The 13,672-nt window shown below is 65.9% G+C and carries 14 protein-coding genes; 2 read left to right on the top strand and 12 right to left on the bottom strand.

From position 1 onward, the window contains the following. Nucleotides 1–147: 147 nt before the first annotated feature. The 12 genes from BOX17_RS14670 to BOX17_RS14615 form a co-directional block, all read right to left on the bottom strand. The gene (locus BOX17_RS14670) at nt 148–1,890 is read right to left on the bottom strand and encodes an ABC transporter substrate-binding protein (RefSeq protein WP_071945791.1); all 1,743 of its coding nucleotides are present in this window, start codon (nt 1,888–1,890) and stop codon (nt 148–150) included. A gap of 85 nt (nt 1,891–1,975) precedes the next feature. Further along, nucleotides 1,976–2,248: a DUF2160 domain-containing protein gene (locus BOX17_RS14665; RefSeq protein WP_071945789.1), complete on the bottom strand. Its 273-nt coding sequence runs from the start codon at nt 2,246–2,248 to the stop codon at nt 1,976–1,978. Between the two features lie 12 nt (nt 2,249–2,260). Continuing rightward, nucleotides 2,261–3,154 carry a carbohydrate ABC transporter permease gene (locus BOX17_RS14660; RefSeq protein ID WP_125925581.1) on the bottom strand — a complete coding sequence of 298 codons (894 nt, stop codon included), beginning with the start codon at nt 3,152–3,154 and terminating at the stop codon, nt 2,261–2,263. A 1-nt stretch (nt 3,155) separates the two neighbouring features. Continuing rightward, nucleotides 3,156–4,037, bottom strand: a complete 882-nt coding sequence (locus BOX17_RS14655; protein ID WP_071945787.1) for a carbohydrate ABC transporter permease — start codon at nt 4,035–4,037, stop codon at nt 3,156–3,158. Continuing rightward, complete coding sequence (locus tag BOX17_RS14650; RefSeq protein ID WP_071945785.1) at nt 4,030–5,130, bottom strand: ABC transporter ATP-binding protein; 1,101 nt, start codon at nt 5,128–5,130, stop codon at nt 4,030–4,032. The genes BOX17_RS14655 and BOX17_RS14650 overlap by 8 nt, the downstream gene beginning before the upstream one ends. A gap of 1 nt (nt 5,131) precedes the next feature. Beyond that, nucleotides 5,132–6,220 (bottom strand): ABC transporter ATP-binding protein, encoded by a 1,089-nt coding sequence (locus BOX17_RS14645; protein WP_071945783.1) that lies wholly within the window; start codon nt 6,218–6,220, stop codon nt 5,132–5,134. 377 nt (nt 6,221–6,597) lie between these two features. Continuing rightward, nucleotides 6,598–7,227 (bottom strand): uracil phosphoribosyltransferase, encoded by a 630-nt coding sequence (gene upp, locus BOX17_RS14640; protein ID WP_071945781.1) that lies wholly within the window; start codon nt 7,225–7,227, stop codon nt 6,598–6,600. 368 nt (nt 7,228–7,595) lie between these two features. Continuing rightward, a complete protein-coding gene (gene ung / locus BOX17_RS14635; RefSeq protein WP_071945779.1) occupies nt 7,596–8,297 on the bottom strand; it encodes a uracil-DNA glycosylase in 702 nt (233 codons plus the stop codon). Nucleotides 8,298–8,327: 30 nt separating this feature from the next. Beyond that, nucleotides 8,328–8,807 (bottom strand): xanthine phosphoribosyltransferase, encoded by a 480-nt coding sequence (gene gpt, locus BOX17_RS14630; protein ID WP_071945777.1) that lies wholly within the window; start codon nt 8,805–8,807, stop codon nt 8,328–8,330. Nucleotides 8,808–8,812: 5 nt separating this feature from the next. After that, a complete protein-coding gene (locus BOX17_RS14625; RefSeq protein WP_071945775.1) occupies nt 8,813–9,358 on the bottom strand; it encodes an adenine phosphoribosyltransferase in 546 nt (181 codons plus the stop codon). Nucleotides 9,359–9,396: 38 nt separating this feature from the next. Further along, nucleotides 9,397–10,701, bottom strand: a complete 1,305-nt coding sequence (locus BOX17_RS14620) for an NCS2 family permease (protein WP_071945773.1) — start codon at nt 10,699–10,701, stop codon at nt 9,397–9,399. A gap of 225 nt (nt 10,702–10,926) precedes the next feature. Next, entirely contained in the window at nt 10,927–11,556 is a 630-nt protein-coding gene (locus BOX17_RS14615; protein WP_071945771.1) for a riboflavin synthase subunit alpha, read from the bottom strand. A gap of 416 nt (nt 11,557–11,972) precedes the next feature. Between BOX17_RS14615 and BOX17_RS14610 the strand changes: the two genes are divergently transcribed. Both BOX17_RS14610 and BOX17_RS14605 read left to right on the top strand, forming a co-directional pair. Then, complete coding sequence (locus tag BOX17_RS14610; protein ID WP_071945769.1) at nt 11,973–13,025, top strand: methionine ABC transporter ATP-binding protein; 1,053 nt, start codon at nt 11,973–11,975, stop codon at nt 13,023–13,025. Further along, nucleotides 13,006–13,659, top strand: a complete 654-nt coding sequence (locus BOX17_RS14605) for a methionine ABC transporter permease (RefSeq protein WP_071945767.1) — start codon at nt 13,006–13,008, stop codon at nt 13,657–13,659. The genes BOX17_RS14610 and BOX17_RS14605 overlap by 20 nt, the downstream gene beginning before the upstream one ends. Nucleotides 13,660–13,672: the final 13 nt, after the last annotated feature.

Genomic DNA, 13,672 nt, shown 5'->3' with positions numbered 1-13,672 from the left:
CCGAGGGACGATCGCGAAGAAAAGGGCCCCGCTCGGTGCGTACCGAGCGGGGCCCTGGGTCCCGTTCAGGCAACCGGTCACACGTCCTGAAACGGCGCCGGGCGGACCCGGCGCAACGAGGGGCGGGTCAGGCGACCCGCCCGTTCATCATTCGCGCGAACCAGCGGCCATCCACTCCTCCATCATCTGGTCGTAAGGAACGGTGGTACCCTGCGGCATCTCGTTGTCCAGCTTGGCCTTGGGCGAACCGGGCTGGGAGAGCCAGTACTCGGGGTCCCGCTCCTCGTTCAGGTTGGGGGAATAGGTCGCGAAGACCTTGGCTCGGGCCAGGCGCGCCATGATGCTGTCGAGGTCCGCGGCCAGGTTGTCGAGACCCTCCTTGGGGGTGATATCGCCGCTGACCGCCGGCGCCAGGTTCTGCCACCACAGCGGGGCCATGCGCGGATAGTCCGGCACGTTGGTGGAGGACGGCGTCCAGTTGGACTCGTTGGGGCTGCGGTAGAACTCCACCAGGCCGCCCAGCTTGGGCGCCATCTCGGTCATCTGCTCGGAGAAGATGTCGGACTCACGGATCGGCGTGAGGCCCGCCATCAGCTTCTCCAGGGACACCGTCTTGGCGGTGGTGAACTGGGCGAACAGCCAGGCCGCGGTGCGACGATCCTCGGGGGTGGAGTCGAAGAAGGTCCAGGAGCCCACGTCCTGGTAGCCGACCTTCGAGCCCTCATCCCAGTAGGGGCCGGTGGGCGACGGCGCCATGCGCCACTTGGGATTGCCCTCCTCGTCGGTCACCGGCAGGGCGGGATCGGTCATGTCGGCGGTGAAGGCGGTGTACCAGAACATCTGCTGGGCGATCTGGCCCTGGGCCGGCACCGGTCCCGCCTCGCCGAAGGTCATGCCGCTGGCCTCGGGCGGGGCGTACTTCTCGAGCCAGTCGACCATCTTGGTCACGGCGAAGACCGAGGCCGGGGAGTTGGTGGCCCCGCCGCGGCTGACACTCGCGCCCACCGGCTCGCTCTGCTCGTTGACGCGGATGCCCCAGTCATCGACCGGGTTGCCGAACGGCACGCCGGGGCTGCCCATGCCGGCCATGGAGAGCCAGGAGTCGTGGAAGCGCCAGCCCAGCGACGGGTCGCGACGCCCGTAGTCCATGTGGCCGTAGACTTTGGTGCCGTCGATCTCGCCGACGTGCTCGGTGAAGAACTCGGCGATGTCCTCGTAGGCGGTCCAGTTGGTCGGCACGCCCAGGTCGTAGCCGTATATCTCGCGGAACTGGTCCTGGAGGTCCTCGCGCTGGAACCAGTCGTAGCGGAACCAGTAGAGGTTGGCGAACTGCTGGTCGGGCAGCTGGTAGAGGCTGCCGTCGGGCCCGGTGCCGTACTGCAGCCCGATGAAGTCGTCCAGGTCCAGGGTCGGCAGGGTGTAGTCGGCCCACTCGTTCTCCATGGCCTTGGAGATGTTCACGGTGGTGCCATAGCGGATGTGGGTACCGATGGCATCGGAGTCGTTGACGTAGCCGTCGTAGATGTTGCGTCCCGACTGCATCTGGGTCTGCATGTTGTTGACCACATCACCCTCGCCGATGATGTTGTGGGTCACCTCGATGCCGGTCAGCTCGCTGAAGGCCTCGGCCAGGACGTCACGCTCGTAGATGTGCGTGGTCAGGCCCTCCGCCACGGTATTGATCTCCATGCCGCGGAAGGGCTCGGCCGCCTGGGCGAACCACATCAGCTCCTCGATCTGCTGCTCGCGGGTCAAGGTCGAGTCCTGGAAGTGCTCGTCGACCAGCCGCTCGGCGATCGCCCGTGCATCGTGGTTGTCGGCGTGCAGGGAGGTGCTGGCCAGCATGATGCCGGCCGCCACCAGAGAGAGTCGCATTGTTGTCGCTGTCATGTTGACCTCTTCGGTTGTTGTCGTTCGTCCATGAAGCCTGTGTTACATGGCGTGGTTTCCATGGCGGGTTTCCATGGCCTTGCAGTCAGCCCCAGCGCATCAGGATCAGTAGCCAGATCACCGATGCGCCCAGGGCCAGCCAGATGCTGAGCGGGGTGAAGCCCACGACCAGCAGATGGATGTAGGCGGCGGAAAGCAGCCCGATGAAGAGCCGGTCGCCGCGAGTGGTCGCGATGGGCAGGAAGCCCTTGCGCTCGATCGTCGGCGAGGCGACCTCCCAGGCCGTCATGCCGACCAGCATGGCGGCGATGACCGCGAAGAAGACCGTGGTGGGCGTGGTCCAGACCATCCATTCCATGACGTGCCCTCCTCAGGTCCGGCCCAGGGCGAAGCCCTTGGCGATGTGATTGCGAACGAAGTAGACCACCACGATGCCCGGCAGGATGGTCAGGGTGCCGGCGGCCGCCAGCGTCCCCCAGTCGATGCCGGAGGCCCCCTTGGTCTGGGTCATCACCGAGGCGATGGGTTGGGCCCCGGTGGAGGTCAGGGTGCTTGCCAGCAGCAGCTCGACCCAGGAGAACATGAACAGGAAGAACAGGGTCACGCCGATCCCCGAGCTGATCATGGGAATGAAGATCTTCACGAAGAACTTCGGGAAGCTGTAGCCGTCGATGAAGGCGGTCTCGTCGATCTCCTTGGGCACGCCGCTCATGAAGCCCTCGAGGATCCACACGGCCAGCGGGATGTTGAACAGGCAGTGGGCCAGGGCCACGGCGATGTGGGTATCGAAGAGTCCCACCGTGTAATAGAGCTGGAAGTAAGGCAGCAGGAAAACCGCCGGCGGCGCCATCAGGTTGGTCAGCAGCCAGAAGAACAGGTGCTTGTCGCCGATGAACTGGTAGCGACTGAAGGCATAGGCTGCCGGCAGCGCCACCGCGATGCTGATCAGCATGTTCATCAGCACGTAGGTGATGGAGTTCACGTACCCCATGTACCAGCTGGGCTCGGTGAAGATCTTGGCGTAGTGCTCGAGGGTGAAGTTCTCGGGCCACAGGGTCAGTCCGCCGAGGATCTCGGTATTGGACTGGAAGGACATGTTGAGCAGCCAGTAGATCGGCAGCAGCACGAAGACGATGTAGGCCGTCATCAGGCCACGACGGCGCCACTGACGGGAGGCCGGGCGCGCCTGGCGGCGACGACGGTTATCGGCGGCCGCGGCACGCTGGCGCACGGCATCGGGGGTCGTGGGCAACGAGTCACTCATCTCAGGCCTCCTTGTGGTTGTCGTCTTTCTGCATGTTCATGATCGCGGTGTAGAAGACCCAGGTGACCAGCAGGATGATCAGGAAGTAGATCAGCGAGAACGCGGCCGAGGGCCCCAGGTCCTGCTGACCGATGGCCATGGTCGTCAGAGACTGGCTCAGGAAGGTCGTGGAGCTGCCGGGGCCGCCCCCGGTCAGCACGAAGGGCTCGGCGTAGATCATGAAGGAGTGCATGAAGCGCAGCAGCACGCCGATCACCAGCACGTTGGTGAGCTTGGGCAGCTGGATGTAGCGGAACACCGCCCACTTGGAGGCCCGATCGATGCGCGCGGCCTGGTAGTAGGCGTCGGGAATCGAGCGCAGGCCGCTGTAGCAGAGCAGCGCGATCAGGGGCGTCCAGTGCCAGACGTCCATCAGGACGATGGTCGCCCAGGCATCCACCGGGCTCGCCGTGATGTTGTAGCCATAGCCCAGCTCGCGCAGGCTCCAGCCCATCAGGCCGATGTCGCCCCGGGTGAAGATCTGCCAGATGCTGCCCACCACGTTCCAGGGGATCAGCAGCGGCATGGTGACCAGGATCAGCACCGCGGAGGCCTGCCAGCCTTTCTTGGGCATGATCAGCGCGATGCCGATGCCCAGCGGCACCTCGATGGCCAGCACGGTCAGCGAGAAGGCGAACTGGCGCAGCACGGCCGCCTGCAGGGCCGGGTCGTTGAGCATCTCCTTGAACCACTCGGTCCCCGTGAAGAAGCGGGTGTTGGCATCGAAGACGTCCTGCACCGAGTAGTTCACCACGGTCATCAGCGGGATGACCGCGGAGAAGGCCACCAGCAGCAGCATGGGCAGGATCAGCCACCACGCCCTGTTGTTGTAGACTTTATTCATGGTCGAACTCCACGCGGTACTCGTCGACGTAAAGGCCCAGTCGGTCGTCGGGGAAGCGCAACCAGGCGCGGCCGGTCGGCGTCGGCTGGTCCTCCTCGATGCGCGCCTTGAGTGAGATCCCGCCGAGGGTCAGGTAGACGATCGAATAGGTGCCGAGGTCCTGGGCATGCTCGACCCTGGCCTCCATGGCGCCGTCGACGGGCTCGGGATGCACCTCGATGAACTCGGGGCGGATGCCGAGCTTGATGTTGGCGGAACGCGCTCCGGCCACGGCGTCGTGAACGCCCTTTCCGACCTCGAGCACGGTCTCGCCGGCCATCACTCGGCCGTCGCGGGTCGCAACCTCCAGGAAGTTCATGCCGGGGCTGCCGATGAAGTAGCCCACGAAGGTGTGGTTGGGTGCCTCGAAGAGCTCCCGGGGGGTGCCGAACTGGACCACCTGGCCCTCATACATCACGGCGATCTTGTCGGCGAAGGTGGAGGCCTCGAGCTGGTCATGGGTCACGTAGACCATGGTGATCTCGAAGCGCTGATGGATCTCCTTGAGCTTGCGACGCAGCTTCCACTTCAGCTGCGGGTCGATGACGGTGAGCGGCTCGTCGAAGAGGATGGCCGAGACATCCTCCCTGACCAGCCCCCGGCCCATGGAGACCTTCTGCTTCTCGTCGGCGGTGAGGTTCTTGGCCTTGCGCTTCAGCTGGGGCGTGAGCTCCAGCACCTCGGCGACCTCCATCACGCGCTCGTGGACCTTGGCCTCGGGGGTCTTCACGTTGCGCAGCGGAAAGGCCAGGTTGTCGTAGACCGTCATGGTGTCGTAGATGACGGGGAACTGGAAAACCTGGGCGATGTTGCGCGCCTCGGGCGGCAGGGCGTTGACGCGTTCGCCGTCGAAGAGCACGTCGCCGCTGGAGGGCTCCAGCAGGCCGGAAATGATGTTGAGCAGGGTCGACTTGCCGCAGCCCGAGGGGCCGAGCAGCGCGTAGGCCCCGCCCTGGTGCCAGACGTGATTCATCTCGCGGATCGCGTAGTCCTCCGGCGAGGCCGGGTTGGGCAAGTAGGTGTGGGCCAGCGAATTCAGGGTGATCTCTGCCATGTCACACGCCCCCCAGGTGGGTCGGGATATGCACCACGGCGCCGTGCCGGTCGAAGGCGTACACCTTGTGGGTCGGGAAATAGAGGGTCACGGGGGCATCGACGTCGAACTCGTGGACCCCTTCCAGGTGCACCGTCATGTGAAAGAGGTCGTTGTGCACGTGGAGGAAGGTCTCGGAGCCACTGATCTCCGCCAGGTCGACGGTCATCTTCACCTCGATGTCGTCCTTCGCTCGAGGGGTGATCGATATGTGCGAGGCGCGCACGCCGAAGCGGTACTCCCCCGGAGCCAGGGTTCGCAGGTCGTCGTTGATGGGAAAATGCACGCGCTCGTCGAAGGTAACCTCGGCGCCGGAGATGATGCCGCGCATGATGTTGATCGGCGGCTCGGAGAACATCTCGGCGGCGAGGATGTCCCGCGGGCGGTGATAGACATCCTCGGTGCGACCGTACTGCAGCAGGCGACCCTCATGGAGCACGGCGGTGTTACCGCCGAGCGCCAGTGCCTCGCCGGGCTCGGTGGTCGCGTAGACGGCGATGCAGTTGCGCTCGCTGAAGACGCTACGAAGCTCGTCACGAAACTCCTCCCGGAGCTTGTAATCCAGGTTCACCAGCGGCTCGTCGAAGAGCACGACATCGGCGTCCTTGACCAGCGCACGCCCCATGGCGGTGCGCTGCTGCTGGCCGCCGGAGAGCTCCAGCGGCAGACGGTCAAGCAGATGTTCGATGTGCAACATCTCGGCGACATCCCGAACCCGCCGGTCGATCTCGGCACGCGAGACCTTGGCCAGTTTCAGCGGCGAGGCGATGTTGTCGTAGACGGAGAGGGCCGGATAGTTGATGAACTGCTGGTAGACCATGGAGACGTTGCGCTTGCGCACGGACCGACCGGTGACGTCTTCACCGTTCATCAGGATGCGGCCCCGGGTGGGGGCATCCAGGCCTGCCATCAAGCGCATCAGCGTGGTCTTGCCCGAAAGGGTCCGTCCCAGCAGGACGTTGAAGGAGCCGGGCTCGAGCTCCAGGTCCACGTCCGCGATGTGAGTGGCGCCACCGACCACATGGTCGATGTTTTCTAGGATAAGGGACATACGAATCTCGTGGTGTCGTTGTTATGCGGCGAGTACGGAGACTGCTCGCTACAACGTAGTCGTGATTCGCTTTCAAACACAAATGTCGACAAGCGAAAATACCAACGCTCTGCCTTCGATTGGCCAACCCCACACATCAACCAATTGATATAGAATGTTTTTATCGATCGTTGAACTTTTGTCTTAGACGCGACGCAAGGCACGTCGCGGCGGCGCCCGTGGGACATGATGTTGTTTTGTGATCGCAAACGAACATCACGCGGCATGGCGGGGACGCGGCCCGGGAGGCAGGAAGCGGCGCGGGGAGACTTCCCCGAAACGCAAGGCACCCGCAGGGCCAGGCCCTGCGGGTGCGGAAAGCCAGGACGGGAGGGAGTTCAGCGGGTGCCGAAGATCTTGTCGCCGGCGTCGCCCAGGCCGGGGACGATGTAGCCGTTCTGGTCGAGGTGGTCGTCGATGCCCGCGGTGTAGATCTCGATGTCCGGATAGGCCTCCTGGACGCGCTTGATGCCCTCGGGCGCCGCCACCAGCACGATCACCTTCATATGCTTGCAGCCGCGCTCGCGCAGCATGTCCAGCGTCGCCACCATGGTACCGCCGGTGGCCAGCATCGGGTCGATGACGATGGCCATGCGCTCGTCCAGGTCCTTGGCGAACTTGGCGAAGTACGGCACAGGCTCGAGGGTCTCCTCGTCGCGGTAGAGGCCGACCACACTGACCCGCGCGCTGGGGATCAGGTCGGTGACGCCGTCGAGCATCCCCAGCCCGGCGCGCAGGATCGGCACGATGGTGACCTTCTTGCCCTTGAGCAGCTGCACCGGGATCGGCTGGCCGCTCCAGCCATCGATCTCCTGGGTCTCGAGCTCGAGGTCGCTGGTCGCCTCGTAGGTGAGCAGCTTGGCCAGCTCGCCGGCCAGTTCGCGGAAGCTCTTGGTGCTGATGCCGGCCTCGCGCATCAGGCCGAGCTTGTGCTGGACCAGGGGATGCTGGATGGCGTGGACGCTCATGGGGGATGACCTCTTCGACGACGGTGGACGGATGGCGACGATCGTCTGATGGACGACGGCGACAAATTGCGCGCCATTCTAAACGCATCCGGCGACGAGGTTAAGCTGTGCGAGCAACTCGCGATCCAGCGATAAGACACAGCAATACCGCTCGAAGCTGATCCAGCGACAGGCCCCGAAGTGTCGGACCATCGAGGAGGCGCTGTGAATACTTCCCTGTACGCTACCTGCGCCCTGCTTCGCTCTCGCGTCCCGCTCCGCTTGCAGGACCGGTGCTGGCCATCCATGGCCAGCCCGTTCGGAAGAGTCTTCCTCACCCATGGCGCAGGACCTCCTCTCCGGCCTGCCCCTGGCGCCCCTCGCTGGGGTCAGGAAGGATCGCCCTCGGGCGTCTCGGGAAGCTGCCAATCGATGGGCTCTCGCCCCTGCTCCACCAGGAAGGCGTTGGCCCGGGAGAAGTGGTGGTTGCCGAAGAAACCGCGGTGGGCAGACAGCGGCGAGGGATGCGGCGACTCCAGCACCAGGTGGCGGGAGGTATCGACCAGCGCCCGCTTCTTGCGCGCCGGGCCGCCCCACAGCAGGAAGACCGAGGGGTCGGCGTGCTCGCTCACCGTGGCGATGGCCCGGTCGGTGAAGGTCTCCCAGCCCTTGCCACGGTGGGAGCCGGCCTGGCCCTGCTCCACCGTCAGCGAGGTGTTGAGCAGCAGCACGCCCTGGCGCGCCCAGGCCTCCAGGTTGCCGTGATACACGGGCGTAAAGCCCACGTCGCTGGCCAGTTCCTTGTAGATGTTGACGAGCGACGGCGGCACGCGCACGCCGGGGCGCACCGAGAAGCACAGGCCATGGGCCTGGTTCGGCCCGTGGTAGGGATCCTGGCCCAGGATCACCACCTTGACCCGGTCCAGCGGGGTCAGCTCGAAGGCGCGGAACCAGTCGGTCGAATGCGGATAGATCACCTTCCTGGCCGCCTTCTCGGCGGCCAGGAAATCGCGCAGCGACTGCATGTAGGGCAGCGAGAACTCGTCACCCAGCCACTGCTGCCAGCTGCCGGGAAGCGGACAGGTCGTCACGGGGCTCTCCTCACGACGGGCCTCACGGACTCAGCGCTTGGCCTGGTCGGCCAGCGGCTCGACGTAGGCCACGCCCATGTCCCAGGGGAACTGGATCCAGCAGTCCTGGGCCACCTCGGTGAGGTACTGGTCCACCAGCGGCTTGCCCTCGGGCTTGGCGTAGACGGTGACGAAGTGGGCCTTGGGCAGCATCTCGCGCACCGCCTTGGCGGTGCGGCCGGTATCGACCAGGTCGTCGACCAGCAGCCAGCCCTCGCCGTCGTGGTCGACCCCCTTCATCACCTCCAGGCCGCCCTGGTCCATGTGCTCGTAGCTCTTGATGCAGACGGTGTCGATGACCCGGACATTGAGCTCCCGGGCGATCAGCGCGGCGGGAATCAGCCCCCCTCGGGTGATGGCGACGATGCCCTTGAAGTCGCGCTCGACCAGCCGGTGGCAGAGCTCGCGCACGTCGCGATGCAGCTGGTCCCAGGAAACGATGAAGTGCTGGTGATAGCGATGGGTGCTCATGGCGATCACTCGTCCTCGGTGAAGGAGCAGACCGCGAAGACGTTGTACCCCGCCTCCCGGATACGCTGCGATCCCCCGAGGTCCGGCAGGTCGACGATGGTGGCGGTCTCCACCACCTGCCCACCGCTGCGGGTGATCAGCTTGGCCGCCGCGAGCATGGTGCCGCCGGTGGCGACCAGGTCATCGACGATCAGGATCCGGTCGCCCTTCTGGAACGCATCGGAATGCAGCTCCACCTCGGCCTCGCCGTACTCCAGGGTGTAGGTCTCGCTGATGGTGCGGAACGGCAGCTTGCCCTTCTTGCGCACCGGCACGAAGCTGCAGCCCAGCTCGTAGGCGAGCGGCGCGCCGATGATGAAGCCCCGCGCGTCGATGGCGGCGATGGCGTCGAGGTCCATCTCCTGATAGCGGTGCACGAAGCTGTCGACCAGCTTGCGGAAGGCCGCGCTGTTCTGCAGCAGCGGCGTGATGTCGCGGAAGTTGACCCCCGGCTGCGGCCAGTCGGGGACGGTGCGGATCACGGATTTGATGTAGTCGCCGTAGATGCTCATCGGGTCGAATCTCGGTGAGTGAATGCAGTCAGCCTGAATCAGGTGAGGAACAGGAACTTGGTGGCGAACAGCAGCGCCAGCACGATCACCGCCGGGTTCAGGTCCTGGAACCGTCCGGAGAGGGTCTTGATGGCGGCATAGCTGATGAAGCCCAGCGCGATCCCCTCCGCGATGGAGAAGGTCAGGGGCATCGCCAGGGCCGCGATCAGCACCGGGGCGGCATCGGTCGGGTCGTCCCAGTTGGCGTGGGCCAGGCTGCCGGCCATCAGCACCGCCACGTAGAGCAGTGCCCCGGCGGTGGCGTAGGCCGGGATGGAGCCCGCCAGCGGCGCGAAGAACAGGCTGATCAAAAACAGCACCGCCACCACCACGGCGGTGAGGCCGGTGCGCCCGCCGGAGACGATGCCGGCCGTGGACTCGATGTAGCTGGTGGTCGTGGAGGTGCCCAGCACTGCGCCGGCCATGGAGGCCCCGCTGTCGGCCATCATGGCGCGACCGATGCGCGGCAGCTTGCCGTTCTCGTCCAGCAGCCCGCCCTTGTGGGCCACGCCCACCAGGGTCCCGGAGGTGTCGAACAGGTCGACGAACAGGAAGGCGAAGATGACGCTCAGCATCGCCACGTCCATGGCGCCCGCCAGGTCCAGGGCCATGAAGGTCGGCGCGATGGAGGGCGGCATGGACATCAGTCCGCCGAACTCGTTGTGGCCGAGGATGATCGCCAGCAGGGTGACGCCGAGGATGCCGATCATCACCGCCCCGGTGACCCGGAGGTAGGCCAGCGCCGTGATCACGAAGAAGCCCAGCAGCGCATAGAGGGCCGAGGGCTTGGAGAGGTCGCCCAGCGACACGAAGGTGGCCGGGTTCGCCACCACGATGCCGGCGTTCTTGAGGGCGATCATCGCCAGGAACAGGCCGATGCCCGCGGCGATCCCCAGGCGCAGCGACAGCGGGATCGAGTTGATGATCCACTCGCGGATCCTGAAGATGCTGAGCAGTAAGAAGATGAAGCCGGAGAAGAAGACCGCGCCGAGCGCCGCCTCCCAGGTGTAGCCCATTCCGAGCACCACGCCGTAGGTGAAGAAGGCGTTGAGGCCCATGCCGGGCGCCTGGGCGATGGGATAGTTGGCCCAGAGGCCCATGATCAGGCAGCCCACCGCCGCGGCCAGGCAGGTGGCGACGAACACCGCCCCGGCATCCATGCCCGTCTCGGAGAGGATGCTGGGATTGACGAAGATGATGTAGGCCATGGTCAGGAAGGTGGTGATCCCGGCAATGACCTCGGTCTTCACGTCGGTACGGTGCTCGTCGAGCTTGAAGTGGTTGTGGATCAGGCGTTTCAGCATGGGAGTCCTTCCTGCGCGCGGTGACGTCGATGCCCGGGCTGAATGGCACCCGGGCCACGGGATGGTGGCGAGAAAAGCCGCCTATGGTACCCAAAGCCTCGGCGTGTGGCGAGATGTCGGGACCCATCGGCAGCAGGGTTCCACCTAGTTAAGCAACTTGCGGGCCATTCGCCACCCGACCGACCAACGCTGACCCGCCGGCGTGGTCCACTCCGCATCGGGGCGTCACATCCCGCGCGATTCCAGCACCCGCTCCACCGTCTCGACGATGGCCTGGGTCTGGGGGTCGATCTCGATATTGACGAGGTCCCCGGGGGCGCGATCCACCAGGATCGTCCGGGCCAGCGTCTCGGGAATCAGGTCGACGCAGAAGCGCGGCCCGTGGGCGGCGGTGGCCGTCCGGGTCTCGCCGATGGTCAGGCTGATGCCGTCGACGCCGATGTAGCCCTTGTCGAACAGGAAGCGCCCCAGCGCAGGCGGCAGCTCGAACCACAGGCGGCGATTGTTGGGTGCCTCGTCGAGCTCCACCAGCTCTGCCATGGCCATGATGTGGCCGGACATCGCATGGCCGCCGATCTCGTCGCCGAAGCGCGCCGCCCGTTCGATGTTGACGCGGTCCCCCTCCCTCAGCGCACCGAGATTGGTCACGCGCAGGGTCTCGCGCATCAGGTCGAAGCTGACCCGTTCGCCCTCGATGGCGGTCACCGTCAGGCAGACGCCGTTGTGGGCCACCGAGGCACCCAGCGAAAGCCCCTCGCGCAGCTCGGCCGGCAGGGCCAGCACATGGGTGCGGAAGGCCTCGGCCTCCTGGATGGCCACCACCTCGGCGGTGCCCTGTACGATGCCTGTGAACATGGATGCTCCTCGTGCGAGTCGGCCTCAGGCGGGCCGCGGAAGCGGCCAGTCTAGGAAACCGGGGCAACGACGTCCATGGCGACGCGCCTTGCCCCTGCCGTCGGCACAAGGATCACCACCCACCGGCGAGGTGGCAGGAAGAATCACCATGACGAGGCATTCCAGATGGTGGCATGGCCCGGGCGTCTTGACATACGACCGTTCGATGCCTAAGATGTCGCGCTACATTTTGAAGGCGCCGATTTGTACCCGGATTGCGGGCGCCGGCGTCATGGACCACCTCCCGAGGCAGCCCATGGCGTGAAGTGCAGCTAAAAGGGTGTGTCCAGCGTTGATGGCCACCCGCCAGGGTGGCCTTTTTTTCGTGCCCGTCCCGCTGCCACGCCCGCCCGGCCGGCGCCCCACCGGCGGCTGCGATGATTCGACTACACGACGTTTCCAAGACCTATTACCCCAGGGGGCGCGGCGATGGCGCCGTGACGGCCCTCCGGCATGCCGACCTGCATGTTCCCAGGGGCGAGATCCACGGCGTGATCGGCCTCTCCGGGGCCGGCAAGTCCACGCTGATCCGCTGCGTCAACCTGCTGGAACGCCCGACCACGGGCACCGTGACCGTGGACGGCCAGGAGCTCACCGCCCTCTCCGGGGCGGCGCTCAACCAGGCCCGCCACCGCATCGGCATGATCTTCCAGCACTTCAACCTGCTGACCTCGCGCACCGTCTTCGCCAACGTGTCACTGCCGCTGGAGCTGATGGGCATGAAGCGCGCCGCGATCCGCGAACGGGTCCTGCCGCTGCTGGACCTGGTCGGCCTGGCCGACAAGGCGGACCAGTATCCGGCTCAGCTCTCCGGCGGCCAGAAGCAGCGCGTGGCCATCGCCCGGGCGCTGGCCAGCCGCCCCAAGGTGCTGCTCTGCGACGAGGCGACCTCGGCCCTGGACCCGCATACCACCGGATCGATCCTGGAACTGCTGCGCGACATCAACCAACAGCTTGGCCTGACCATTCTGCTGATCACCCACGAGATGGAGGTGGTCAAGTCGATCTGCCATCGGGTCAGCCTGATCTCCGACGGCGAGCTGGTCGAGGAGGCCGACGTCGGCGACTTCTTCACCGCCCCCCGCACCCGCCTGGGCCGCGACTTCCTCAATGCGTTCCTCGAGCTCGAGCCGCCGCGGGCCCTGATCGAGCGCCTCGAGGAGACCCCGGGGCCGCACAGCCACCCGGTGGTGCGCCTGGCCTTCTCCGGCGATGCCGTCTCGACGCCGCTGGTCTCGCGCCTGGCCCGGGAGTGCGGCGTCGACGTCAGCATCCTCCAGGCCAAGGTGGAGTCGATCCAGGATCGCACCCTGGGCCTGATGATCGCCGAACTGATGGGGCCGGCGGAGAAGACCCGCGAGGCCCTCGACTATCTCGAATCCCACGACCTGCAGGTGGAGGTGCTCGGCCATGTCCAGCGCGATGATTGAACTGATTCTCGAGGCCACCCTCGACACCCTCTACATGGTGGCCGTGTCGGGGGTGATCTCGGCGCTCGTCGGCATTCCCCTGGGGGTGCTGCTCTACGTCACCCGGCCGCGGCAGATCCTCGCCGAGCCCGTGGTCAATCGGGTGCTGGGCGCGATCACCAACATCGGCCGCTCCATCCCCTTCATCATCCTCATGGTGGCCATCATCCCCCTCACGCGGATGCTGGTGGGCTCGTCCATCGGCACCAACGCCGCCGCGGTCCCCCTGACCATCGCCGCCATTCCCTTCGTGGCGCGCCTGGTGGAAGGCGCGCTCAACGAGATCCCGCCGGGGCTCGTCGAGGCCGCCCAGTCCATGGGGGCCACGCCCTGGCAGATCATCACCAAGGTGCTGGTGCCCGAGGCACGGGGCGGCATCTTCACCGCGCTGACGGTGACGGCCGTCACCCTGGTCAGCTACTCGGCCATGGCCGGCGCCGTGGGCGGCGGCGGGCTCGGCGACCTGGGCATCCGCTACGGCTACAACCGCTTCAACCCGACCATCATGCTGATCACCGTGGTGATCCTGGTGGTGATGGTCCAGGGCTTCCAGAGCCTGGGCGATTATCTCGTCCGCAAGAGCGACCACAAGTGACGCTTTCTAGTCG

Origin of the sequence: Halomonas aestuarii (genome assembly GCF_001886615.1) — a bacterium.
GTDB lineage: Bacteria > Pseudomonadota > Gammaproteobacteria > Pseudomonadales > Halomonadaceae > Halomonas > Halomonas aestuarii.
This window is presented reverse-complemented; position numbering and strand designations above follow the sequence as displayed.